The 21,608-nt window shown below is 67.9% G+C and carries 24 protein-coding genes; 18 read left to right on the top strand and 6 right to left on the bottom strand.

The window, feature by feature from the left end; genetic code table 11:
- The first annotated feature begins 53 nt into the window (after positions 1–53).
- From J7U46_RS10915 to J7U46_RS10975, 13 genes are all read left to right on the top strand, one after another.
- Complete coding sequence (locus J7U46_RS10915) at positions 54–1,676, top strand: PAS domain-containing methyl-accepting chemotaxis protein (protein ID WP_282825679.1); 1,623 nt, start codon at positions 54–56, stop codon at positions 1,674–1,676.
- Between the two features lie 122 nt (positions 1,677–1,798).
- Entirely contained in the window at positions 1,799–2,812 is a 1,014-nt protein-coding gene (locus tag J7U46_RS10920) for a sulfate ABC transporter substrate-binding protein (protein WP_282825681.1), read from the top strand.
- A gap of 1 nt (position 2,813) precedes the next feature.
- On the top strand, positions 2,814–3,695 hold the full coding sequence (gene cysT, locus J7U46_RS10925; RefSeq protein ID WP_282825683.1) for a sulfate ABC transporter permease subunit CysT: 882 nt from the start codon (positions 2,814–2,816) through the stop codon (positions 3,693–3,695).
- Positions 3,696–3,698: 3 nt separating this feature from the next.
- A complete protein-coding gene (cysW, locus tag J7U46_RS10930) occupies positions 3,699–4,580 on the top strand; it encodes a sulfate ABC transporter permease subunit CysW (RefSeq protein ID WP_282825685.1) in 882 nt (293 codons plus the stop codon).
- A complete protein-coding gene (locus tag J7U46_RS10935; RefSeq protein ID WP_282825686.1) occupies positions 4,577–5,635 on the top strand; it encodes a sulfate ABC transporter ATP-binding protein in 1,059 nt (352 codons plus the stop codon). Before cysW ends, J7U46_RS10935 begins: the two co-directional genes overlap by 4 nt.
- Positions 5,636–5,642: 7 nt before the next feature.
- Positions 5,643–6,566 (top strand): CysB family HTH-type transcriptional regulator, encoded by a 924-nt coding sequence (locus J7U46_RS10940; protein WP_282825688.1) that lies wholly within the window; start codon positions 5,643–5,645, stop codon positions 6,564–6,566.
- Positions 6,567–6,686: 120 nt separating this feature from the next.
- Positions 6,687–6,905 carry a molybdopterin-binding protein gene (locus J7U46_RS10945; RefSeq protein ID WP_282825690.1) on the top strand — a complete coding sequence of 73 codons (219 nt, stop codon included), beginning with the start codon at positions 6,687–6,689 and terminating at the stop codon, positions 6,903–6,905.
- A gap of 10 nt (positions 6,906–6,915) precedes the next feature.
- Complete coding sequence (locus J7U46_RS10950) at positions 6,916–7,500, top strand: alpha/beta hydrolase (RefSeq protein WP_282825692.1); 585 nt, start codon at positions 6,916–6,918, stop codon at positions 7,498–7,500.
- A gap of 83 nt (positions 7,501–7,583) precedes the next feature.
- Positions 7,584–8,495 (top strand): CysB family HTH-type transcriptional regulator, encoded by a 912-nt coding sequence (locus J7U46_RS10955; RefSeq protein WP_282825694.1) that lies wholly within the window; start codon positions 7,584–7,586, stop codon positions 8,493–8,495.
- 100 nt (positions 8,496–8,595) lie between these two features.
- The gene (locus J7U46_RS10960) at positions 8,596–9,606 is read left to right on the top strand and encodes a sulfate ABC transporter substrate-binding protein (protein ID WP_282825696.1); all 1,011 of its coding nucleotides are present in this window, start codon (positions 8,596–8,598) and stop codon (positions 9,604–9,606) included.
- 105 nt (positions 9,607–9,711) lie between these two features.
- Positions 9,712–10,509 (top strand): hypothetical protein, encoded by a 798-nt coding sequence (locus J7U46_RS10965; protein ID WP_282825697.1) that lies wholly within the window; start codon positions 9,712–9,714, stop codon positions 10,507–10,509.
- An 11-nt stretch (positions 10,510–10,520) separates the two neighbouring features.
- A complete protein-coding gene (locus J7U46_RS10970) occupies positions 10,521–11,393 on the top strand; it encodes a DUF3365 domain-containing protein (protein ID WP_282825699.1) in 873 nt (290 codons plus the stop codon).
- A gap of 4 nt (positions 11,394–11,397) precedes the next feature.
- Positions 11,398–12,792: a serine/threonine-protein kinase gene (locus J7U46_RS10975; RefSeq protein ID WP_282825701.1), complete on the top strand. Its 1,395-nt coding sequence runs from the start codon at positions 11,398–11,400 to the stop codon at positions 12,790–12,792.
- 14 nt (positions 12,793–12,806) lie between these two features.
- Here J7U46_RS10975 and J7U46_RS10980 read toward each other — a convergent pair whose 3' ends face one another.
- The 3 genes from J7U46_RS10980 to J7U46_RS10990 form a co-directional block, all read right to left on the bottom strand.
- Positions 12,807–13,490: a riboflavin synthase subunit alpha gene (locus J7U46_RS10980; RefSeq protein ID WP_282825703.1), complete on the bottom strand. Its 684-nt coding sequence runs from the start codon at positions 13,488–13,490 to the stop codon at positions 12,807–12,809.
- Between the two features lie 35 nt (positions 13,491–13,525).
- Complete coding sequence (locus J7U46_RS10985) at positions 13,526–14,728, bottom strand: ammonium transporter (protein ID WP_282825705.1); 1,203 nt, start codon at positions 14,726–14,728, stop codon at positions 13,526–13,528.
- 183 nt (positions 14,729–14,911) lie between these two features.
- Positions 14,912–15,262 carry an ArsC family reductase gene (locus J7U46_RS10990; protein ID WP_282825707.1) on the bottom strand — a complete coding sequence of 117 codons (351 nt, stop codon included), beginning with the start codon at positions 15,260–15,262 and terminating at the stop codon, positions 14,912–14,914.
- A 28-nt stretch (positions 15,263–15,290) separates the two neighbouring features.
- On the opposite strand from J7U46_RS10990, the gene aat reads away from it, so the two are divergent.
- From aat to J7U46_RS11010, 4 genes are all read left to right on the top strand, one after another.
- Positions 15,291–16,040: a leucyl/phenylalanyl-tRNA--protein transferase gene (aat, locus tag J7U46_RS10995; RefSeq protein ID WP_282825708.1), complete on the top strand. Its 750-nt coding sequence runs from the start codon at positions 15,291–15,293 to the stop codon at positions 16,038–16,040.
- Between the two features lie 19 nt (positions 16,041–16,059).
- On the top strand, positions 16,060–16,797 hold the full coding sequence (locus J7U46_RS11000; RefSeq protein WP_282825709.1) for an arginyltransferase: 738 nt from the start codon (positions 16,060–16,062) through the stop codon (positions 16,795–16,797).
- Positions 16,798–17,106: 309 nt separating this feature from the next.
- Positions 17,107–18,051 (top strand): response regulator, encoded by a 945-nt coding sequence (locus tag J7U46_RS11005; protein WP_282825710.1) that lies wholly within the window; start codon positions 17,107–17,109, stop codon positions 18,049–18,051.
- Between the two features lie 11 nt (positions 18,052–18,062).
- The gene (locus J7U46_RS11010; protein ID WP_282825712.1) at positions 18,063–18,830 is read left to right on the top strand and encodes a hypothetical protein; all 768 of its coding nucleotides are present in this window, start codon (positions 18,063–18,065) and stop codon (positions 18,828–18,830) included.
- Here the strand turns inward: J7U46_RS11010 and J7U46_RS11015 are convergent.
- From J7U46_RS11015 to J7U46_RS11025, 3 genes are read right to left on the bottom strand one after another with little or no spacing between them, the layout of a single operon-like run.
- On the bottom strand, positions 18,813–19,619 hold the full coding sequence (locus J7U46_RS11015) for a DUF4743 domain-containing protein (RefSeq protein ID WP_282825713.1): 807 nt from the start codon (positions 19,617–19,619) through the stop codon (positions 18,813–18,815). The genes J7U46_RS11010 and J7U46_RS11015 overlap by 18 nt on opposite strands.
- On the bottom strand, positions 19,616–19,948 hold the full coding sequence (locus J7U46_RS11020) for a rhodanese-like domain-containing protein (RefSeq protein ID WP_282825714.1): 333 nt from the start codon (positions 19,946–19,948) through the stop codon (positions 19,616–19,618). The genes J7U46_RS11015 and J7U46_RS11020 overlap by 4 nt, the downstream gene beginning before the upstream one ends.
- Positions 19,949–19,962: 14 nt before the next feature.
- On the bottom strand, positions 19,963–20,331 hold the full coding sequence (locus J7U46_RS11025; RefSeq protein ID WP_282826208.1) for a metalloregulator ArsR/SmtB family transcription factor: 369 nt from the start codon (positions 20,329–20,331) through the stop codon (positions 19,963–19,965).
- Between the two features lie 196 nt (positions 20,332–20,527).
- Between J7U46_RS11025 and J7U46_RS11030 the strand changes: the two genes are divergently transcribed.
- Positions 20,528–21,604 carry an efflux RND transporter periplasmic adaptor subunit gene (locus tag J7U46_RS11030; RefSeq protein ID WP_282825715.1) on the top strand — a complete coding sequence of 359 codons (1,077 nt, stop codon included), beginning with the start codon at positions 20,528–20,530 and terminating at the stop codon, positions 21,602–21,604.
- Positions 21,605–21,608: the final 4 nt, after the last annotated feature.

The raw sequence follows: 21,608 nt of genomic DNA on the forward strand, positions 1-21,608 counted from the left end.
AACAAGAACCAGAGCGTCAGCATCGGCCATCAACAGGAAGGACCACCCACACCATGCGACACAACGGCAATACCACCGGCATCGAGCACCAGTTCCCCGAGGGCATGACCCTCGTCTCGACCACCGACCTGAAGGGCCGCATCCTCCATTGCAACAGCGCCTTCGTCGACGTGAGCGGCTTCAACCGCGAGGAACTGCTCGGCCAGCCCCACAACCTGATACGCCACCCCGACATGCCTGAGGAAGCCTTCCGCGACCTCTGGGACACGGTGGCCGCCGGCCAGCCCTGGACCGGCATCGTGGTGAACCGCCGCAAGGACGGCGGGCATTACTGGGTCAAGGCCAATGTCACGCCACTGCTGGAAGACGGCCGGCCGGTGGGCTACATGTCGGTGCGCACCAAGCCCAGCCGCGATGAGGTGGACGGCGCCCAGGCGCTGTACCGCCAGCTGCGCGGCCAGGAGCAGTCCAAGCAGCCGCTGAGCCAGCATCTGCAGCATGGTGCGCTGGTACAGAACGGCTGGCGCGGCCAGCTGCAACGCGTCGCTGTCGCCCTCTCCCGCAACCGACTGGCCCTGCTGCCGCTGGCCGTGGCCCTGGGCGCCTATGGCCTCGGCAGCGGTGTCGGCTCGCAATGGTGGGGCTGGGCCGTGGTGCTGGTGCTGGCCCTCGCGGCCCACCAGTTGCTGGCCCGGCTGGTGATGGGCCCGCTGGAGCCGCTGGTGGTGTTTGCCAACCGCATGGCGGCCGGCGACCTGACGCAGAGTCTCCACTCGCACCGCAGCGACGCCATAGGCTCGCTCGAGATCGCACTGAACCAGCTCAACGTCAACCTGCAGTCCATCGTCGGCGATGCCCGGCGCGAGGTGCAGCAGATCGATCTCTCGATCAACGAGATCGCCACAGGCAATGTGGAGATGTCGGGCCGCACCGAATCGCAGGCCAGCAGCCTGCAGCAGACAGCTGCCTCGATGGAACAGATCACCGGCACCGTGCGCAACAACGCCGAGGGTGCCGAGCAGGCCGCCCGCCTGGCCACCCAGACCGCCAGCGAAACCGAGCGCGGCGCCCAGGCGGTGCGCGAGATGAGCGACACCATGCAGACCATCCGCGACGCCTCGCGCCGCATCGGCGAGATCACCGGCGTGATCGACAGCATCTCCTTCCAGACCAATATCCTCGCGCTGAACGCAGCGGTCGAGGCCGCGCGTGCCGGCGAATCGGGCCGGGGCTTTGCTGTCGTGGCCGCCGAGGTGCGGGCCCTGGCCCAGCGCACCACGACGGCCGCCAAGGAGATCCGCGCGCTGGTCGAGAACTCCGACGCCACCATCGCCGCCGGCGTGCGTCAGTCCGGCCAGGTGGCCGACATCATTGCCCGCACGGTGGGCCATGTGGGCGAGGTCTCGCAGCTGATCAACGGCATCAGCGGCGCCTCGCGCGAGCAACTCACGGGCATCACGCAGGTCAACGAGGCCGTGGCCCAGCTCGACAGCCTGACCCAGCAGAATGCCGCCATGGTGGAGCAGCTGGCGGCCTCGGCCGGCGCCAGCCGCGAGCGGGCGCAGATCCTGGCCGACTCGGTCAAGGTGTTCACGCTCGATGTGCGAGACCGCCAGCGTGGCCTGCGAGAAATGCCTGATGCCGTGGCCCTGCGCCGCGCGGCCAAGGCCGCCTGATCGCCGCCCATTCCACGCTGGAGCATTTGCTTATTCCGGATAAGCAAATACAAAAACTGTCGTTCGCTGAATAAGCAACGGCGGGCAGGATGCGGGCCTTCTCAAGCCCACGCCTGCCCACCATGCTTCGCACCTCGATTCTTGCCCTCGCCGGCCTGCTGGCCTCCGGCACCTTCAGCGCTGCCTCGGCCCAGAACGCCGAAGCGACACTGCTGAACGCCTCCTACGACGTCAGCCGCGAGCTCTACAAGCAGGTCAATCCGGCCTTTGCCGCCGCCTGGAAGGCCAAGACCGGCCAGCAGCTCGCGATCAACCAGTCGCACGGCGGCTCCAGCAAACAGATCGGCGCCGTGATCGGCGGCCTGGAAGCCGATGTGGTGACCATGAACCAGGCCACCGACATCGACGCCCTGGCCGAGAAGGGCCTGACCCCGGCCGACTGGCGCAAGCGCTTCCCGAACGGCGCGGCGCCCTACAGCTCCACCATCCTGTTCCTGGTGCGCAAGGGCAATCCCAAGAGCATCAAGGACTGGACCGACCTGGCCAAGCCGGGCACCAGCGTCATCATTCCCAACCCCAAGACCTCGGGCAATGGCCGCTACAGCTACCTGGCTGCCTGGGGCAGCGTGATCGCCCATGGCGGTAGCGAAGCCCAGGCCCGCGAACTGGTGGCCAAGATCCTGGCCAACGTGCCGGTGCTGGACGGCGGCGGCCGCGGCGCCACCACCACTTTCACCCAACGCGCCATCGGCGACGTGCTGCTGACCTTTGAATCCGAGGCCGAACTGATCGAGAACGAATTCGGCAAGGGCCTGTTCGATGTGGTCAACCCATCGGTCTCCATCGAGGCTGATGCGCCGGTGGCCCTGGTGGACAAGGTCGCCGCCAAGAAGGGCACGACGGCTGCCGCCAAGGCTTATCTCGACTTCCTCTACACGCCGGAAGCCCAGGAGCTGATCGCCAAGAACAACTTCCGCCCGCGCGACCCGGTGGTGTTCAAGCGCCATGCCCGGCGCTTTGCCGACATCAAGCTGTTCAGCGTGGACCAGTTGCTCGGCGGCTGGGCCAAGGTGAGCAAGCAGCACTTCGCCGATGGCGGGCTGTACGACCAGATCGTGGCAGGCATCAAGCGCTGACATGAACACCGCCGTGCTCACAGCGCCGCTGGCGCCATCCGCCCCGAAGCGCAAGCGCCGCCGCGTGCTGCCGGGCTTCGGCCCGACCATGGGCTTCACGCTGTTCTACCTGTCGCTCTTGGTGCTGATCCCGCTGTCGGCGGTCTTCATCAAGTCGGCCGGCCATGGCTTCGACGCCTTCTGGGCCGCCGCCACCGCGCCGCGGGTACTGGCGTCCTACAAGCTCAGCTTTGGTGCCTCGCTGCTGGCTGCCTTCATCAACCTGATCTTCGGCCTGATCCTGGCCTGGAGCCTGGTGCGCTACGAGTTCCCGGGCAAGAAGCTGGTGGACGCGCTGATCGACCTGCCCTTCGCCCTGCCCACCGCCGTGGCCGGCATTGCGCTGACCGCGCTGTACGCGAAGAACGGCTGGATGGGTCAGTGGCTGGAGCCGCTCGGCATCAAGGTGGCATTCACGCCGCTGGGCATCCTCGTGGCCCTGATCTTCATCGGCCTGCCCTTCATCGTGCGCACGGTCCAGCCGGTGCTCGAAGACATGGAGACCGAACTCGAAGAAGCCGCCGCCTCGCTGGGCGCGCACCGCTGGCAGACCTTCCGCCTCGTCGTTCTGCCCACGCTGACCCCGGCGCTCTTGACCGGCTTTGCCCTCGCCTTCGCCCGTGCCGTCGGCGAGTACGGCTCGGTGATCTTCATCGCTGGCAATCTGCCCCTGGTCAGCGAGATCACGCCGCTGATGATCATCTCCAAGCTGGAACAGTACGACTACGTGGGCGCCACCGCCATCGCCGCCGTGATGCTGGTGTTCTCGTTCACCCTGCTGCTCGGCATCAACGGCCTGCAGGCCTGGGCCTCCAAGCGCAACGGGCAGGAAGGCCGCAAGTAAGCCATGTCTACCGCTCTCACCATCACCGCGCGGCCCCAGGGCCGTTACCAGAGCAACCCGGCCACGCGCGAGCAGCCCTGGGTTCGCTGGACACTGCTGGGCCTCGGCCTCTCGTTCTTCGCCCTCTTCCTCTTGCTGCCGCTGATCGCCGTGTTCAGCGAGGCGCTGCGCAAGGGCTGGGACGTCTACTTCGCCGCCCTCGTCGAGGCCGACGCGGTCTCAGCCATGAAGCTGACCCTGATTGCCGCCGCCATCTCGGTGCCGGTGAACCTGGTGTTCGGCGTCAGCGCCGCCTGGGCCATCGCCAAGCACGACTTCCGTGGCAAGCAGCTCTTGATCACGCTGATCGACCTGCCCTTCTCGGTCTCGCCCGTGGTGGCCGGCTTGGTCTACGTGCTGCTCTTTGGCGCGCAAGGCTGGTTCGGGCCCTGGCTGCAAGAGCATGACTGGAAGATCGTGTTCGCCGTGCCCGGCATCGTGCTGGCCACCGTGTTCGTGACCTTCCCCTTCATCGCCCGCGAGCTGATTCCGCTGATGCAGGCGCAAGGCCGCGACGAGGAAGAAGCGGCCACGGTGCTGGGCGCCTCCGGCTGGCAGACCTTCTGGCGCGTGACGCTGCCCAACGTGAAATGGGGCCTGCTCTACGGCGTGATCCTCTGCAACGCGCGCGCCATGGGCGAGTTCGGCGCGGTATCCGTCGTGTCGGGCCATATCCGTGGCCAGACCAACACGCTGCCCTTGCACGTGGAAATTCTCTACAACGAGTACCAGTTCGCGGCTGCGTTCGCCGTGGCTTCGCTGCTGGCCTTGCTGGCCTTGGTGACCCTCGTTCTCAAACAGTTTGTCGAGTGGCGTGCCCACGCCCAAGTGAAGGAAGCGCCATGAGCATCCAGGTCAAGAACATCCACAAGAGCTTCGGCGCCTTCACCGCGCTCGGCGACGTCTCGCTCGATTTTCCGACCGGCGAACTGGTCGCCCTGCTCGGCCCCTCGGGCTGCGGCAAGACCACGCTGCTGCGCATCATTGCCGGCCTGGAAACGGCCGACCGGGGCCAGGTCTTGCTCGATGGCGAGGACGCCTCCGACACCCATGTGCGCGAGCGCCAGGTCGGCTTCGTGTTCCAGCATTACGCGCTGTTCCGCCACATGACGGTGTTCGAAAACGTGGCCTTCGGCCTGCGCGTCAAGCCGCGTGGCCAGCGGCCGTCAGAGACCGAGATCCGCCGCAAGGTGCACGACCTCCTGAAGCTGGTGCAGCTCGATTGGCTGGCCGACCGCTATCCGCCGCAGCTCTCGGGCGGCCAGCGCCAGCGCATCGCCCTCGCACGCGCCCTGGCCGTGGAGCCGCGCGTGTTGCTGCTGGACGAGCCCTTCGGTGCGCTCGACGCCAAGGTGCGCAAGGAACTCCGCCGCTGGCTGCGCCGCCTGCATGACGAGCTGCACATCACCAGCATCTTCGTCACGCATGACCAGGAAGAGGCGCTGGAAGTGGCCGACCGCGTGGTGCTGATGGACCACGGCAAAGTCGAGCAGGTGGGCTCGCCGCAGGAGGTCTACGAGCAGCCGGCCACGCCCTTCGTCTACGGCTTCCTCGGCGCGGTGAACCGCTTCGAGGGCCGTGCCGAGGGCGGCATCATCCATGTGGGCGACCAGCAGTTGGCGAGCGGCCCCGGCCAGATCGCCAGCGGCGCGGTGCAGGCCTACGCCCGGCCGCATGAGATCCAGATCCACACCGACCCGACGGCCGACGGCCTGCTGGCGACGGTAGAGCGCGTGCTGAGCTTCGGCGCTGCCGCGCGCGTGGAACTGACCGGCCGCGATGGCCAGCCCCTGGAAGCGGAGCTGAGCCGCGAACAGGCGCTGGCGCTGAATCTTCAGAGTGGTCAATTGGTTCGCTTGAACACTTCGCGCCTGAGCGTCTTCGAAGCCGCAGCAGCGTGAGGACGGTATGAACTTCCAGCAACTCCGCATCATCCGCGAGGCGGTGCAGCAGAACTTCAACCTGACCGAGGTGGCGAACGCGCTGTTCACCTCGCAGTCCGGTGTGTCCAAGCACATCAAGGACCTGGAGGACGAGCTGGGCGTGGAGCTGTTCGTGCGGCGCGGCAAGCGCCTGCTCGGACTCACCGCACCGGGCAAGGAGCTGGCGGTCATTGTCGAGCGCATGCTGCTCGACGCCAGGAACATCAAGCGCCTCGCCGACCAGTTCGCCGATGCCGAGGTGGGCCAACTGACCATCGCCACCACGCACACGCAAGCCCGCTATGCGCTGCCGCAGGTGGTGGCGCGCTTCAAGGCCGCCTTCCCCAAGGTGCACCTGGTGCTCTTGCAAGCCAATCCGGCCGAGATCGTCGAGCTCCTGCAATCGGGCCAGGCCGACATCGGCATCGCCACCGAGGCCCTGGACCAGAACGCCGGCTTTGTGACCTTCCCCTTCTACGACTGGCAGCACGCGGTCGTGGTGCCGGCCGGGCATGCCTTGGCCGGGCAAGACCTGACCCTGGAGCTGCTGGCCGAGCAGCCCCTGATCACCTACCACGAGGGCTATACCGGACGAGGTCGCATTGACGCCAGCTTTGCCGCTGCCGGTCTCGCGCCAGACATCGTGATGTCGGCCCTCGATGCCGACGTGATCAAGACCTATGTGCAGGTGGGGCTGGGCGTGGGCATCGTGGCCTCGATGGCTTTCGAGCCGCTGCGCGATGCCGGGCTCGAGCTGCTGGACGCCGGCCATCTGTTCCCCTCGAACACCACGCGCATCGCGCTCAAGCGCGGCCACTATCTGCGCGGCTATGCCTATCGCTTCCTGCAGGAATGCGTGGCCGAGTTGACCGAGGATGCGGTGCGCGAGGCGCTGGGCGGCGAGGCCTGACGCTGAGCCCTGCATATTCGCTCCCCGACTAAGCCGGCGCGAAACGCGTCCTTCCTCGCAAGACGCGCCACTCCTACGCTAGAGGCTTGTTCTTCAGCCACCAGCGAGTCAGGAGTCGCCATGAGCATCACCGCCATCAACGTCCGCAACCAGTTCCGCGGCACGATCAAGGAAATCATCGAGGGGCCGGTGGTCTCCGAGGTCGACGTGCAGACGCCGTCCGGGCTGATCGTCACCTCGGTCATCACCACCCGCTCGGTCAAGGAACTGGGCCTGGTCCCCGGCAAGGACGTGGTGGCCCTGGTCAAGTCGACCGAGGTTTCCATCGCCACGCTCTGAGGCTGCCATCATGAAGACGCCCCGCCTGTTGATCATTCCGGGCCTGCGCGACAGCGGCCCCACCCATTGGCAGAGCTGGCTGCAGCAGCAGTACCGCGACGCCCGCCGCGTGCAGCAGCGCGACTTCAGCACGCCCGACCTGGAGCGCTGGTCCGAGCGCATCCAGCGCACGCTGGAGCACGCCGGCGAAGATCAGGAATGGGTTGCCGTGGCCCACAGCTTCGGTTGCCTGGCCCTGGCACGCCACCTGGCCGATCAGCCCGATTCGCCAATCCGCAGCGCCCTCTTGGTGGCGCCGGCCGAGCCGGACCGCTTCGGCCTGGCCGAGGCACTGCCCCATGGTCGCCTCGGCCGCTCGCTCAGCGTGATCGCCAGCCAGACCGACCCCTGGATGAGCGCTGCGAGCGCCCTGCGCTGGGCCACGCGCTGGGGCGCCAACTACAGCAACCTCGGCGACGTGGGCCACATCAACAGCGAATCAGGCTTCGGCCCCTTCCCGCTGGCCAAGCGCTGGGTGGAGGCGGCGCGCTCCCGTGCCGCGCGTGAGCAGAGGCCGCTGCATGCCGAATTTCGTGAATGGCAATTCGCCCTCTGACTGCAGAGCTCAGCAGATTTTCTTGGAGGACAGGTCCGGGGCCGTTGGCAAGAATTAAAAACGAATAAGCCAACGAGCCCCCGATGAATTTCCAGCAACTCAGATCCGTCCGCGAGACCCAGCGTCGCGGCTTCAACCTGACCGATGTGGCCGAGGCCCTGCACACCTCGCAGCCCGGCGTCAGCCGCCAGATCCGCGAACTCGAGGAGGAGCTCGGCATCGCGATCTTCCACCGCAGCGGCAAGCGCCTCACCGGCCTGACCGAACCGGGGCGCCAGGTCTTGCCCATCGTCGAGCAACTGCTCTTGCAGGCCGAGAACCTGCGGCGCGCCGGTGCCGACTTCGCGCGCTCTGGCAGCGGCACCTTGCGCATCGCCGCCACTCACAGCCAGGCCCGTTACGCACTGCCACCGGTGGTGCGCGACTTCCGCGCCCAGCATCCCGAGGTGGAGCTTCAATTGCAGCAGGGCTCGCCCCAGCAGGTAGCGCGCCTGCTGCTGGAGGGCGAAGCCGACATCGGCATCGCCACCGAGGCCCTGGCCCAGCACGAGGAGCTGCTGGCCCTGCCCTGCTATCGCTGGACGCACAGTGTGGTGCTGCCGCTGGGCCATGAACTCTCGGTCGGACCGCTGACGCTGGAGCGACTCTCGGCTTATCCGGTGATCACCTACGAGACCGGCTATACCGGCCGCGCCCACATCGACACTGCCTTTGCCGCAGCTGCCCTGCCGCTGAAGGTGGTGCTCTCGGCCATGGATGCCGACGTGATCAAGACCTATGTGGAGCTGGGCCTGGGCGTCGGCATCGTGGCCTCGATCGCCTACGACGAGGAGCGCGACCGTCATCTGCATGCCATCGATGCCCGCCACCTGTTCGCCGACAACCTGACCCGCCTGGCCCTGCGCCGCGACGCCTATCTGCGCGACTACGCCTACCGCTTCATCGAGACCTTCGCGCCGCCCTTGAACCGCCGCGCCGTGGACGAAGCCCGCTAAGCAAAGTGCATCGATAAGCAAAGCAGAACTTCTTGGTTCACGCCGCGCACCACGATTTCTACAGTCCGTTCATTCCTTCCAAAACCTGCTGACGAGAACCATGAAAGCCAAACGTTCCCTGATTGCCGGCCTGCTCGCCGCCACCGCCCTGTTCTCTGCTGCCGCCCATGCCGGCAGCGCCCTGCTCAACGTCTCCTACGACCCGACCCGCGAGCTCTACCAGGACTTCAACAGCGCCTTCGCCAAGCAATGGAAGGCCAAGACCGGCGAAGACATTTCGGTCAAGCAGTCGCATGGCGGCTCCGGCAAGCAGGCCCGCTCGGTGATCGACGGCCTGGAAGCCGACGTCGTGACCCTGGCCCTGGCCTATGACATCGACGCCCTGCACGACAACGGCAAGCTGATCCCGGCCGACTGGCAGAAGCGCCTGCCGAACAATGCCAGCCCCTACACCTCCACCATCGTGTTCCTGGTGCGCAAGGGCAACCCCAAGGGCATCACCAACTGGCCGGACCTGGCGCGCAGCGGCGTCGAGGTGATCACCCCGAACCCCAAGACCTCGGGCGGCGCCCGCTGGAACTACCTGGCGGCCTGGGGCTATGCGCTGAAGCAGCCGGGCGGCAATGCCGATTCGGCCAAGGCCTTCGTGAAGCGCATCTATGCCAACACCAAGGTGCTGGACTCCGGCGCCCGCGGCTCCACCACGACCTTTGTGGAGCGCGGGATCGGCGACGTGCTGATCGCCTGGGAGAACGAGGCCTACCTGGCGGTCAAGGAACTGGGACCGGACAAGTTCGAGATCGTGACCCCGAGCCTGTCCATCCTGGCCGAACCGCCGGTCGCCGTGGTCGACAAGAACGTCGACAAGCACGGCACGCGCAAGCAGGCCCAGGCCTACCTGGACTATCTCTACAGCGCTGAAGGCCAGGAGATCGCCGCCAAGAACTACTACCGCCCGCGTGATGCCAAGGTGGCAGCCAAGTTCGGCAAGCAGTTCGCCTCGGTGAAGTTGTTCACCATCGACGAGCTGTTCGGTGGCTGGCGCACCGCCCAGAAGGCCCACTTCGACGACGGCGGCGTGTTCGACCAGATCTACACACCTGGCAAGTAAGCGGCATCTGCCCCGAACAGAAGCCCGCCGAGCGCGGGCTTTTCCCTATCTTGCCGCCTGAACGGTGGACTCGATTCGCAGCCGGCGCCTGCTCATAATCCGCCGATGGCCCGAGCTCTCGTCGCCCTGCTGATCCTGCTGCTCGCGGGCACGACCATCGCTGCACCGCCGCTGGTCACCATTGCCGACGGCCCCGCCCTGCTGCTGCGCGACACCGGCCGCTACCTGCTCGCCGAGGGCGTGAAGCTGCAGGCGGACGACCTCATCGAACTGCCACCGCAAGCTGGCCTCCTGCGCATCGAATTCTCGGACGGCAGCGCCCTCGCGCTGGCCCCAGGCAGCCGGGCCTTGATACTGCCGCGCCTCGCCGGCGAACCGCTGGCCTACCTGCTGCAGGGCTGGGCCAAGCTCGATGCGCCGCCCAAGGGCCAGGCCCTGCTGGCCTTGTCGGGTTTTGATGCCGGCACCAGCGGCCATGCCGTCATCGCCGTGGCTGGTGAGCGCGCCTTTGCCGAGGCCGGCGAGTTGCTGTTGCGGCGCGCCTCGGCCCCGCCCTTGAAGCTCAAGCCTGGCGAGTTCGTGGCTGCTGCCGCCTCCGAGAAAGCCCGGCCCGTCGCCCGCCCCGCACCCGAGTTCCTGCGGCAGCTGCCGCGCGAGTTCCAGGTCAGCCTGCCGGCGCGTGCCGCCCGCTTTGCCGGCAAGGAGCGCGAACCCAAGCGAAGCGGCGAGCTCACCCCGGCCGATCTGCTGCCCTGGATGGAGGCGAGCGACCCGCTGCTCCGCCAGGCCCTGTTGCCGCGCTGGCGCGCCCTGGCCCAGCAGAGCGAGTTCCGCGCCGCGCTGCGCCAGTACCCCGAGCTCGAACGGATACTCGGCCACGCCTCTGCCGCACCCAAGCACTGACAAGGACCGCCATGAAGCTGCTGCTCAAGTTCAACCTGATCTTCCTGCTCGTGTTCCTGCTGGGCCTCGCGGGCTCCACCCTGGTGGCGCGAGACCTCCTGCAGCGCGCCGCCCGTGAAGACGTGGCGGAGCGGGCACGACTCCTGATGGAAAAGGCCAGCGTGGTCAGCAGCTACACGGCCAACCAGATCCGGCCGCTGCTCGAGACGCAGATGAAGTACAGCTTCCTGCCGCAATCGGTACCGGCCTACTCGGCCACCGAGGTGATCAATGCGCTGCAGAAGTCCTACCCGGCCTACAGCTTCAAGTCGGCGATGCTGAACCCGACCAACCCGCGCGACCGGGCGGTGGAATGGGAGGCCGACGTGATCGCCCAGTTCAAGAACCAGCCCGAGCTGAAGGAGTTCATCGGCCAGCGCGAAACCCCGAGCGGCACCTCGCTCTACATCGCCCGGCCGATCCGCATCACGAACCCGGCCTGCCTGACCTGCCACAGCACGCCCGATGCCGCGCCCGCGACGCTGGTCGAACGCTACGGCCCCTCCAACGGCTTCGGCTGGAAGTTGGACGAGACCCTGGGCGTACAGCTCGTTTCCGTGCCCATGGCCGTGCCGCTGCAGCGCGCCGACCAGGCCTTGCTGGTCGTGGTCGGCGTGCTGGCCGGCGTCTTCCTGCTGATCGGTGCGACCTTGAACTTCATGCTCTGGAAGCTGGTGATTCAGCCGGTCAGCCGGCTCTCGGGACTCGCCGACCAGGTGAGCCTCGGCGACCTCGATGCCCCCGAGTTCGCGGTCAAGGGCAAGGACGAGATCGCCGTGCTGGCCGAGTCCTTCGGGCGCATGCGCAAGAGCCTGGCCCATGCAATGAGAATGCTGGAAGCCTGATCCGATGGCCCTGCCCGAGAGAATCGGCAAGTACGAGGTCCGTGGTCTGCTCGGCCAGGGCGCCATGGGCGTGGTCTACAAGGCCTTCGATCCCGTCATCCAGCGGCCCGTGGCGATCAAGACCCTGCACCGCAGCCAGCTCGGCGATGCGGCGGCCGTCGAGGACATTGCCGCGCGTTTTCGCAACGAGGCGCAGGCCGTGGGGCGCATCGCCCATCCGGGCGTGGTGGCGATCTACGAGTTCGGCCAGGAGCGTGACTTCAGCTTCATCGCCATGGAATACGTCGAAGGCCGCAGCCTCGACCATGTGCTGCACGGCACACCCCACCTGCCCGAGCCACAGGTGCTCAACATCATGGACCAGTTGCTCGCCGCACTGGAGGCGGCCCATGGCCAGCGCGTCTGGCACCGCGACATCAAGCCGGCCAACCTGCTGATCGGCACGAGCGGCGTGGTCAAGCTCAGCGACTTCGGCATCGCCCGCATCGAGAACCAGGGCCTGACCCGCGCCGTGGCACTGATAGGCACGCCGGGCTATATGGCGCCCGAACAATACATGGGCGAGGCCATCGACCAGCGCACCGACCTCTTCGCCACCGGCGTGCTGCTCTATCGCCTCCTCACCGGCAAGGCAGCCTTCAGCGGCACGCATGAGCAGGTGATGTTCAAGATCCTGCATGAGCAGCCGCCCGCCGCGAGCCAGCTGATCCACGAGCAGCAACTGGACCGCAAGCTGGCCTACGACGGCCTGCTGCAGCGCGCGATGGCCAAGCGGCCCGACGAGCGCTTTGCCTCGGCGGCCGAGTTCCGCGCCGCGCTGACGGCGCTGTTCGGCGGCGACGAGGCCACGGCCATCGTGCCGGCCGCTGAATGGCGGCGCAGCGTCGAGGCCGCGGCCGCGCGCGAGGCGGCGGCGCACACCGGTGCCAGCAGCGTCGGCAATGCGAGTTACTGGGACTCGCAGGCCCTCTCGCGCATCGAACGCTCGCTGGCCAGCCATGTCGGGCCCATGGCCAAGGTGATGGTGCGTGATGCCGCCCGCCACTGCCCCGACCTCTCCAGCCTCGCGCAGGAGCTGGCCTTGCACATCGACGCGCCGGCCAAGCGCGCGCAGTTCATCAGTGCCGTGACCGGCGGCTCGCAGGCCCGGCCGACCACGCTGTCGCCCGCCTCACCGACCCGTCTGCTCGACCCGGCGCAGGGCGAGCCGCTCAGCGAGGAACTGCGGCAGCGCGCCGTCCAGCACCTGAGCCGCCAGCTCGGGCCCATCGCCAAGGTGGTGGTCAAGCGGGCGGCCGAGCAGGCTCGCGGCATTGAGGACTTCGTGCAGCGGGTGCAGGCGGCCGCCCCGGAGGTCGATGCGCAGGCCCTGAACCGCGTGCTGCGCGCCAACGACTGAAGCCTGTGGATGGATCAGCCCAGGCCCAAGCCCTGCTCGGCCAGCAGCTTTTCCAGCGCCGGCAGCAAGGGGCCGAGGCGCTCCTCCACGGTGGCGCGCACGGTGTCCACCAGCACCTGAGTCTGGCGCTCGATCTCGATGTTGAGCGCGGCGCCCTCGGCCTTGTCGCCGAAGGTGGTCATCCGCAGCGTCTCGGGGATCAGCCAGACCTCGAACCAGCCCGAGCCGTCGGCGTTGCGGCCGGCCTCTGCCACGGTGAGGCTGGCGCCGTTCACCGCGATATAGCCCTTGGCGAAGATGTAGCGCATCCAGGGCGCGGGCACGGCGATGCGCAGCACATGGTTGTTCTCGGGCCGGCGGATGCTCTCGACGCGGGCCATGAAGTCCACATGGCCGGACAGCGGATGCCCGCCGATCTCGGCGCCGTCGCGCGCGGCGCGCTCCACGTTGAGGCGGCTGCCCTGCGTCAGGCCGGACAGGGTCGTCAGGTTCAGGCTCTGCTGCATCACATCGAAGTCGGCACGGTCACCGTCGTGCAACTGCGTGACCGTGAGGCAGACGCCGTCGGACGAGACGCTGGCGCCGATCTCAAGGCCCTCGCAAAAGCCGGGCGGGAACTGCAGCGTGAAGCTGCGCAGACCGGGGCGCTCGGTGATGGAAGAAACGCTGGCGAGACCCTGGACGATGCCGGTGAACATGGATGCGAAAGCTCTGGAAACTGGGGCGGCAAAGCTTACCAGCTGACCTCGCGATCCGGCGTCGAGCCGATCTTGTGGATGCTGAGGTCGGCGCCCTCGAACTCCTCCTCGGCCGAGAGCCGCAGGCCGAAGAAGAGCTTGATCGCGCCATACACGGCGAAGCCGCCGGCCAGGGCCCAGGCCACGCCCAGCAGCGTGCCCAGCAGCTGCGACATGAAGCTGACGCCACCGATGCCACCGCCGGCCGTGCTGCCGAAGATGCCGCAGGCAATGCCGCCCCAGGCACCGCACAGGCCGTGCAGCGGCCAGACGCCCAGCACGTCGTCGATCTTCCAGCGGTTCTGCGTCAGCGTGAACATCTTGACGAAGATCGCGCCGGCCACGGCGCCCACGACCAGCGCTCCCTGCGGATGCATCACATCCGAACCGGCACACACGGCCACCAGGCCGGCCAGCGGGCCGTTGTAGGCAAAGCCCGGGTCATTGCGCCCCATCAGCACGGCCGACAGCGTGCCGCCCACCATGGCCATCAGCGAGTTGACGGCCACCAGGCCGGAGATCTTGTCCAGCGTCTGCGCGCTCATCACGTTGAAGCCAAACCAGCCCACGGCCAGCACCCAGGCACCGAGTGCCAGGAAGGGAATGCTGGACGGCGGATGGGCGCTGATAGCGCCGTCCTTGCGATAGCGGTTGGCGCGCGGGCCGAGCAGCAGCACGGCCGCAAGGCCGATCCAGCCGCCCACCGCATGCACGACCACCGAGCCGGCGAAGTCGTGGAACTCGGCGCCGAACGTCGCCTTCAGCCAGGGCTGGATGCCGAAGGCCTGGTTCCAGGCCACGCCTTCGAACAGCGGGTAGATCAGGCCGACGATGACGGCCGTGGCCATCAGCTGCGGGCCGAAGCGGGCCCGCTCGGCGATGCCACCTGACACGATGGCCGGGATGGCCGCCGCGAAGGTCAGCAGGAAGAAGAACTTGACCAGCTCGTAGCCGTTCCTCGCGGCCAGCGCTTCGGCACCGGTAAAGAAGTGCACGCCGTAGGCCACGGTGTAGCCGCACAGGAAGTAGGCGACCGTGGAGACCGCGAAGTCCACCAGGATCTTGACCAGGGCATTGACCTGGTTCTTCTTGCGCACCGTGCCCAGTTCGAGGAAGGCGAATCCGGCATGCATGGCCAGCACCATGATGGCGCCGAGCAGGATGAACAGCGCGTCGGCGCTGTGCTTGAAGTTCTCCATGGGGGCTCTCGCTGCAGCCGCCCACCACCGCGATGCCTCATGCACCGCACGCGTGAACGGACGCACCAACTCAGCAAGAACGGTGCCCAGCTTGGGGCATGGGTTCGCGAGACCAGACGCACCAAGGCAAGGCACAACGACGCATCGCGGTGCGAAAAACGCACCAACAAGGCGAATGCCGCCTCAGCGGTGGGCGTCGAACAGCGCCTCGTTGAAGCCGATGCTGAGCCGGCCGTCGGCCCATTGCACGACCGGCCGTTTGATGACGCTGGGCTGCTCGTGGGCAATCGCCGCAGCGCTGGCCGCATCGATCACGGCGGCCTTCTGCCCGTCGTCCAGCTTGCGCCAGCTGGTGCCGCTGCGGTTGATCACCTTCTCCCAGCCGAGCTCGGCCAGCCAGCGCTGCAGCTCGGGCGCCGGCACGCCGGCCTTCTTGAAATCATGGAACTGGTAGGCCAGGCCGGCCGCGTCCAGCCACTGGCGGGCGCGCTTGACCGTGTCGCAATTGGGAATGCCGTAGAGGGTGATCGTCATGGTGGTGCGAACGTTACCATCGGCGCCCATGATTCCCTGGCTGGACGAGCGCGACCTCGACTTCCCTCCCACCTCGATGGCCCTCGGCCCGGAGAGCGACGCGCCGGGCCTGCTGGCTGCGGGTGGCGACCTCTCTCCCGAGCGGCTGAAGCTGGCCTACTCGCGCGGCATCTTCCCCTGGTATGGCGAGGGCCAGCCCATCCTCTGGTGGAGCACCGACCCGCGCATGGTGCTGCAGGTCGACGAGTTCAAGCTTTCGCGTTCGCTGCGCAAGACGCTGCAGCATTTCGCGCTGGATGCTGCTTGCGAGATCCGCGTCGACAGCGCCACGCCCGCCGTGCTCGCGGCCTGCGCCAGCAGCCCGCGTGAAGGCCAGAACGGCACCTGGATACTGCCCGAGATGCAGGCGGCGTATTTGCGCCTGGCCGGCGAAGGCGTGCTGCACAGCATCGAGACCTGGGTCGGCGGCGAGCTGGTCGGTGGCCTCTACGGCATCAACCTCGGCCTGATGTTCTATGGCGAATCGATGTTCATGCGCCGCACCGATGCCTCCAAGATCGCGCTGGCAGCCCTGGTCTGCCTGTGCCGCCGCCATGGCATCCGCTGGATCGACTGCCAGCAGAACACCGGCCACCTGGCTTCGCTCGGAGCCCATGAGCGGCCGCGCGCCGAGTTCGAGGCCCACCTGGCGCGCAGCGTGGGCCAGGTGAGCCCCGCGGATTGGCGTTTCCGCCCGGCCGACTGGGCCCTGCTCGATGCCAGAATCGGGGCAGCATGAGCCGCCGTACCGACCACCCGTGAGCAAGCCCAAGGAACTACCGCTGGCGCAGCTGCAGTTCTATGCCACCGCGCCCTATCCCTGCAGCTATCTGCCGGGCCGGCTGGCGCGCTCCCAGGTGGCCACGCCCAGCCATTTGATCCATGCCGATGCCTATTCGGGCCTGGTGGCGGCGGGCTTCCGGCGCAGCGGCATGTTCACCTACCGGCCGCATTGCGACGGCTGCCGCGCCTGTGTGCCGCTGCGCCTGCCGGTGGCCGACTTCAGCCCCTCGCGCAGCCAGCGCCGCGCCTGGAAGGCCCACCAGGGCCTGGTGGCCCGCGTGATGGCGCTCTCCTTCCTGCCCGAGCATTACGAGCTCTACCTGCGCTACCAGGCCGGCCGCCACTCGGGCGGCGGCATGGACCAGGACAGCGTGGACCAGTACACCCAGTTCCTGCTGCAAAGCCGCATCAATTCGCGCCTGGTGGAGTTCCGCGAGCCTTGCGAGCGCGGTGGCCTCGGTGTGCTGAAGATGGTCTCCATCCTCGATGTGCTGAGCGACGGGCTCTCGGCCGTCTACACCTTCTACGCCCCCGAGGACGAAGCCAGCTACGGCACTTACAACGTGCTGTGGCAGATCGCCCAGGCCCAGGAGCTGGGCCTTTCGCACCTCTACCTGGGCTACTGGATCGCCGAGAGCCAGAAGATGGCCTACAAGTCCTTCTTCCGCCCGCACGAGATGCTGCTGGACGGCCGCTGGCAGCGTCAGCCGTAGTCGCAAAGCAACGGCGACCCGGCTTTTGATGTGCGCAAAACGCACGCTTCCGGCCAGGAACATCGGCATGTGCGCGAAACGCACCGTTTTCCCTAGCCCCACGGGCTTGCGTTCGCCACACACTCCGCTCCCACAACGCCCCGACCGTGCAGTACCAGCGGCCGACATCACTAGAAAAGCAGGCGTTGAGGATTGTTGAGCTCGGTGAGACCGCGCGGCCATGCAGCCGCCGGCCACCAGGACGTCAGGGAGCTCCGAATTGGACTAGCCCCTGGGCCACAAGCCCGCGGGAACTGGAGCGAAAAGAACATGGTGCAGAACACAGGCGCGGAGACAGCGCCACGGCGCGTGCTCGTCGTCGACGACAGCCGGGCCATCCAGGCCATCATCCGGCGCATTCTTGAATCGGGGGACATGGAGCCGGTCCAGGTGCGCACGGCCAGCAATGGTGCCGAGGCGCTGGACCAGGTCGACAGCTTCCGACCCGAGCTCGTGCTGTCAGACTGGCACATGCCGGGCGTCAGCGGCATCGAGATGCTGCAGGCCTTGCGGCAGATGGGGCACACCGACATGGCGGTCGGCTTTGTCACCACCGAGACCGCGCCCGACTGCCTCAGCCAGGCGCGCAGCAATGGCGCGGCCTTCATCCTGCACAAGCCCTTCGAGGACCGCATGCTGCGCAATGCCGTGGCCCGATGCCTGCGCGGCGAGGCGACGCCTGCCCCAGGAACCGCGCCTTCGCCCTCGCCCGCCGCCGGGCCGGCGCGCGCAGCCGCTGTCGAGTCGGTGGCACAGCTGCAGCAGCTGTTCTTCATGCATCTGGGCACGCGCAGCTACGAGCTGAACAAGCGCTTCGACGAAGCGCCCTGGGTCGAGCAATGCCCGCAACTGGTCGCGCTGTACAGCAGCGCCGGTCGCAAAGGCGCCTATGCGCTCGGGCTGCTGGACGCCTCGGCCGTCTGCCTGATTGGCGGCATGGCAGCCGGCCATGCGCCGGACGAGATCCGCAAGTCGCTGGCCCGCGGCCAGCCGAGCCAACCCCATGTGGAGCATGCCAAGCGCTTCATGCTGGCCCTGGCCGGTCAGCTGCGCAAGCGCACGGCCACCGACATACCGACCTTCAACGCCGCGAAGCTCAGCAGCCAGCCCTTCGACAAGCTGGCCGCCGTGATCGCGCGCAACAACGGCCGCAGCGACTTTGAACTGCGCCTGCCGGGCATCGGCGAAGGCCGCATCAGCATCTTCCTGACCTGAGGGAGCACGCAATGAATCTCGAAAGCCTTGCCAGCGTCGGCGTGCTGGCCGCCAACGGCTGCTTCATGGTGATTGCCGTGGCCGGCTACCTGAAGATGAACGCGCACGAGCTGCGCCGCCAGCAGTACATCGCCCATGCCCTGGCCGATTCGCGCGAAGCCGGCCTGCAGCTCAAGGGCGTGGCCCACGAGCTGATGCGCATGATCGAACGGGCCGAGCGGGCCGTGGCCTGGCAGCGCCAGCCGTTACAAGCCCAGGCTCAGGCGCCGACCTTCGAACTCGACGAGCCCGAGCCCGACGCTGCCCGGCTGCGCGCGCTCGAATCGCTGGACGGCGTCAGCGCCGAAGGCTACGAGGAATGGCGCCGCCTGCAGGAGGTGGAGCTGGAGCGCCTGCTCACGCAGCGCCGCCGCCTGCTCACCGAGCTGGAGTCCGCGCGCAAGCGCGCCGACGAGGCCGAGCGGCAGGCCGGCCGCTCGCGCGCCGAGCAGGGCCTGCAGCAGCGCAGCCAGGTCAAGACGCTGCAGGATCAGCTGGCCCAGTGCCAGTCGCTGCTGGCCGATTGCAAGAACATGCTGAGGCATGCCGACCAGCGCGCCGAGATCGCCGAGCGCGACGGCCAGGCCGCCCGCGGCGAGCTGGAACGGCTGCGCCAGCAACTGGCCGAACAGGTGCAGCTGATGCAGCGCGAACGCGTGGAGAAGGACTTCATCGAGGACCACCTGCTGGCCCTGGACGCCCTCGCGCGCCAGCAGGCCTCGTCAGCGCCCCTGCAATAGCAGCTCCAGCGCGACCACGGCCGCCGCATCGGGGCTGAACTCGGCGAGGCGCTGGCACAGCTGCTCGGGTGAGAGCCGCAGGAACTCGCTGACCTCGCCATCGCGATTGCGGGGCTCGAAGCCGGCGGGCAGTTGCAGCGTGTAGACGTGCAGCAACTCGTCGTGCAGGCCTTCGGCCTCCAACCGGCGGGCATGGATCAGGCCGCGCCATTGCAGATGGCGACTGTGCGCGCGGGCAAGCCCCGCCTCCTCCCACAGCTCACGCCGCGCGCAGGCCAGCACGGCCTCGTCGGCCGGGAGGCCGCCAGCCGCCAGGTTGTCCAGCGCGCCGGGGTCGGTGGCCTTGCTCAGCGCACGACGGCCACAGACGAGGCGGCCCTCCGTCGTCCAGCCATTCAAGTGCACCGCGCGGCTGCGCAGGCCGAAGAAGCGGAAGGCTGCGCGCTCGAGCCGGAACAAGGCAGGGCCACGCGCGGCACTGCGGGCATCGGCCTCGCAGCGGTAACGCTCGTTGCGCCAGCCGCTGATCGCGCCGCGCGCGCGCAGAGACTCCGCAATGGCGCCGATCTCATCCGACAAGGCCTCGGCCGGGCGCCCCAGGGAGTGCCAATGCAGGGCCGAGCCTTCGGCTTGCAGCACCGGCCAGAGCTGCTGAAGCAGCGCGGCCCGGGCGGGCGTCAGCCAACCAATGGCGCGGCCATCGAGCAGCAGGTGATGCCCTTCCGGGGGCGCGCCTTGGGTCACGTCGGCAAGGCAGCGCTGCAGAACGAGACGCTGCTCGACCTTCATTCGCCCAGCTTCACCGGCAGGCCATGGGCGCGCCAGGCGCCCATGCCGCCTGCCAGGTTGCGCACACGCTGATGGCCCTGGTGCAGCAGGTACTGCATGGCCTGCTGGCTGCGGCCGCCGGCTGCACAGGCCATCACGAGGTCGGCGTCGCGCGGCAGTTCGGCATGGCGGCGCTCCAGCTGGCTGAGCGGCAGACACACCACGCGCGCGTGGTCGTAGGCGGCACGTGCCACTTCGTGGGGCTCGCGCACGTCGATCAGCCAGGTCTGGCCCTGCTCCAGCAGTTGCAGGGCGGTGGGCGGGTCGAGGTTCAGGTCATGGACATGCATGGTGGACACCCAGTTCAGCGTTTGGATCGGGAGGCGGCAGCGGCCGGCGGCGGTGGCATGAAGGCAGCCCGCACGTCGGCCTGGCGTTCGGACTGACGGGCGATCTGGCCGCAGACCAGATCGCAGAGTTCGTAGACCGCCACATCGGCGATCCGGTAGTAGGCGCTGGTGCCACGGCTCTCGCGTTCGACCAGGCCTTGCTGCTGAAGCTGGCTCAGGTGGCGAGACACATTGGCCGCGGTGTAGCCGCACAACTGGGCCAGCTCGCCAACATTGCGTTCGCCGCCGCGCAGCAGGTTCAGGAGACGCAGGCGCGTGGGCTCAGCCAGGGCCTGGAAATAGGCGGCCACCTTCTCGAGTGCCGGCAGCGGCATCTCTTCCATCACGGCGGCTGGGCTGATCATGTTCTTGGGCATGCGGGCGACTCCATGGAACGCTTTTGGACGCTTTCAGGCGATTTGGTCGAGCACTTTGCCGCGCCAGAGGCCGGCTTGCTTGAAGTGATTCTATCTTGCTTACTTGCTTATTTGCATGATTGGTTAAATAATAGATCAACAATTCAACGCCGGAACCTACAACATGAGCAAGACCCCTCTCCGCCCGCATCCGCTGCTTGCCGCCATGCTGGGGCTGCTGCTGGCCAGCGCGAGCCCGGCGGCCGAGCCGGCACTCAAAAGCTTCGTGGCCGGCCCCACCTCGGCGCTGCAGGGCGCTCGCTTCGAAGGCCGCGTCGAGGCGCTGCGCCAGACCGTGCTCTCGGCCCAGGTGCCGGGCGCCATCGTGCAACTGCAGGTCAAGGCCGGCGATCACGTGCGGGCCGGCCAGCTGCTGCTGCAGATTGATGCGCGCAGCGCCGAGCAAGGTGCCAGCGCCAGCGAGGCCCAGGCCGCCGCAGCCAAGGCCGGCCTCCAGCTGGCCGAGCGAGAGTTCGCGCGCCAGCAGCAGCTGTTCGCCAAGGGCTTCATCAGCCAGGCCGCGCTGGACCAGGCCGAGGCCCAGTTCAAGGCCACGCGCGCCCAGCTGAATGCCCAGATCGCCCAGGCCGCAGCCGCCCGCACGGTGAGCGGCCAGTACCTGGTGCGCAGCCCTTACGACGGCATCGTTTCCGAGCTCTCGGTGATGCTCGGCGACATGGCCATGCCGGGCCGGCCGCTTCTGACCGTCTACGACCCCACGGCGCTGCGTGTCACGGCTGCCCTGCCGCAGAGCGCCGCCGCCGCCCTGCCCGCCGACCCGGCCTGGCAAATAGAGATCCCCGGCCTTGCTGGAGGCGCGTCCATCCAGCCGGCGCGCAGCCAGCTGCTGCCTGTGGTGGACGCCGGCTCCATGACCCAGGAACTGCGCCTGGACCTGCCGGCCCGGCTCGCCGGTCTGGTGCCCGGGCAGTTCGCGCGTGTGACCACTCGCGTGGCAACCCGGACCATCGCAACGACCGCCGCATCGAGCGCCAGCAGCGCCCTCATCGTGCCGGCCAGCGCCCTGGTGCGCCGGGCCGAGCTCGATGCGCTCTATGTGCTCGACGCCAAGGGGCGGCCGCTGCTGCGCCAGGTGCGCCTGGGCGCGCGCCGGGGCGAGCAGGTCGAGGTGCTGAGTGGCCTGTCCGCCGGTGAGTCCGTGGTGGCCGAGCCGCAGTTCGCGACCCGCCTTTCGAAGTGAGATC

The organism is Pelomonas sp. V22, from assembly GCF_030014915.1.
Lineage (GTDB): Bacteria > Pseudomonadota > Gammaproteobacteria > Burkholderiales > Burkholderiaceae_C > JAUASW01.

Coding starts and splice junctions, on each gene's coding strand:
- J7U46_RS10920 (WP_282825681.1), top strand. CDS start 1,799: ATGCTTCGCACCTCGATTCTTGCCCTCGCCGGCCTGCTGGCCTCCGGC.
- cysW (WP_282825685.1), top strand. CDS start 3,699: ATGTCTACCGCTCTCACCATCACCGCGCGGCCCCAGGGCCGTTACCAG.
- J7U46_RS10935 (WP_282825686.1), top strand. CDS start 4,577: ATGAGCATCCAGGTCAAGAACATCCACAAGAGCTTCGGCGCCTTCACC.
- J7U46_RS11025 (WP_282826208.1), bottom strand. CDS start 20,331: ATGGAAGAGATGCCGCTGCCGGCACTCGAGAAGGTGGCCGCCTATTTC.
- J7U46_RS11020 (WP_282825714.1), bottom strand. CDS start 19,948: ATGCATGTCCATGACCTGAACCTCGACCCGCCCACCGCCCTGCAACTG.
- J7U46_RS10915 (WP_282825679.1), top strand. CDS start 54: ATGCGACACAACGGCAATACCACCGGCATCGAGCACCAGTTCCCCGAG.
- J7U46_RS11015 (WP_282825713.1), bottom strand. CDS start 19,619: ATGAAGGTCGAGCAGCGTCTCGTTCTGCAGCGCTGCCTTGCCGACGTG.
- J7U46_RS10940 (WP_282825688.1), top strand. CDS start 5,643: ATGAACTTCCAGCAACTCCGCATCATCCGCGAGGCGGTGCAGCAGAAC.
- J7U46_RS10980 (WP_282825703.1), bottom strand. CDS start 13,490: ATGTTCACCGGCATCGTCCAGGGTCTCGCCAGCGTTTCTTCCATCACC.
- J7U46_RS10970 (WP_282825699.1), top strand. CDS start 10,521: ATGAAGCTGCTGCTCAAGTTCAACCTGATCTTCCTGCTCGTGTTCCTG.
- J7U46_RS10985 (WP_282825705.1), bottom strand. CDS start 14,728: ATGGAGAACTTCAAGCACAGCGCCGACGCGCTGTTCATCCTGCTCGGC.
- J7U46_RS10955 (WP_282825694.1), top strand. CDS start 7,584: ATGAATTTCCAGCAACTCAGATCCGTCCGCGAGACCCAGCGTCGCGGC.
- J7U46_RS11010 (WP_282825712.1), top strand. CDS start 18,063: ATGAATCTCGAAAGCCTTGCCAGCGTCGGCGTGCTGGCCGCCAACGGC.
- J7U46_RS10945 (WP_282825690.1), top strand. CDS start 6,687: ATGAGCATCACCGCCATCAACGTCCGCAACCAGTTCCGCGGCACGATC.
- J7U46_RS10990 (WP_282825707.1), bottom strand. CDS start 15,262: ATGACGATCACCCTCTACGGCATTCCCAATTGCGACACGGTCAAGCGC.
- J7U46_RS11005 (WP_282825710.1), top strand. CDS start 17,107: ATGGTGCAGAACACAGGCGCGGAGACAGCGCCACGGCGCGTGCTCGTC.
- J7U46_RS10965 (WP_282825697.1), top strand. CDS start 9,712: ATGGCCCGAGCTCTCGTCGCCCTGCTGATCCTGCTGCTCGCGGGCACG.
- J7U46_RS11030 (WP_282825715.1), top strand. CDS start 20,528: ATGAGCAAGACCCCTCTCCGCCCGCATCCGCTGCTTGCCGCCATGCTG.
- cysT (WP_282825683.1), top strand. CDS start 2,814: ATGAACACCGCCGTGCTCACAGCGCCGCTGGCGCCATCCGCCCCGAAG.
- J7U46_RS10975 (WP_282825701.1), top strand. CDS start 11,398: ATGGCCCTGCCCGAGAGAATCGGCAAGTACGAGGTCCGTGGTCTGCTC.
- aat (WP_282825708.1), top strand. CDS start 15,291: ATGATTCCCTGGCTGGACGAGCGCGACCTCGACTTCCCTCCCACCTCG.
- J7U46_RS10960 (WP_282825696.1), top strand. CDS start 8,596: ATGAAAGCCAAACGTTCCCTGATTGCCGGCCTGCTCGCCGCCACCGCC.
- J7U46_RS10950 (WP_282825692.1), top strand. CDS start 6,916: ATGAAGACGCCCCGCCTGTTGATCATTCCGGGCCTGCGCGACAGCGGC.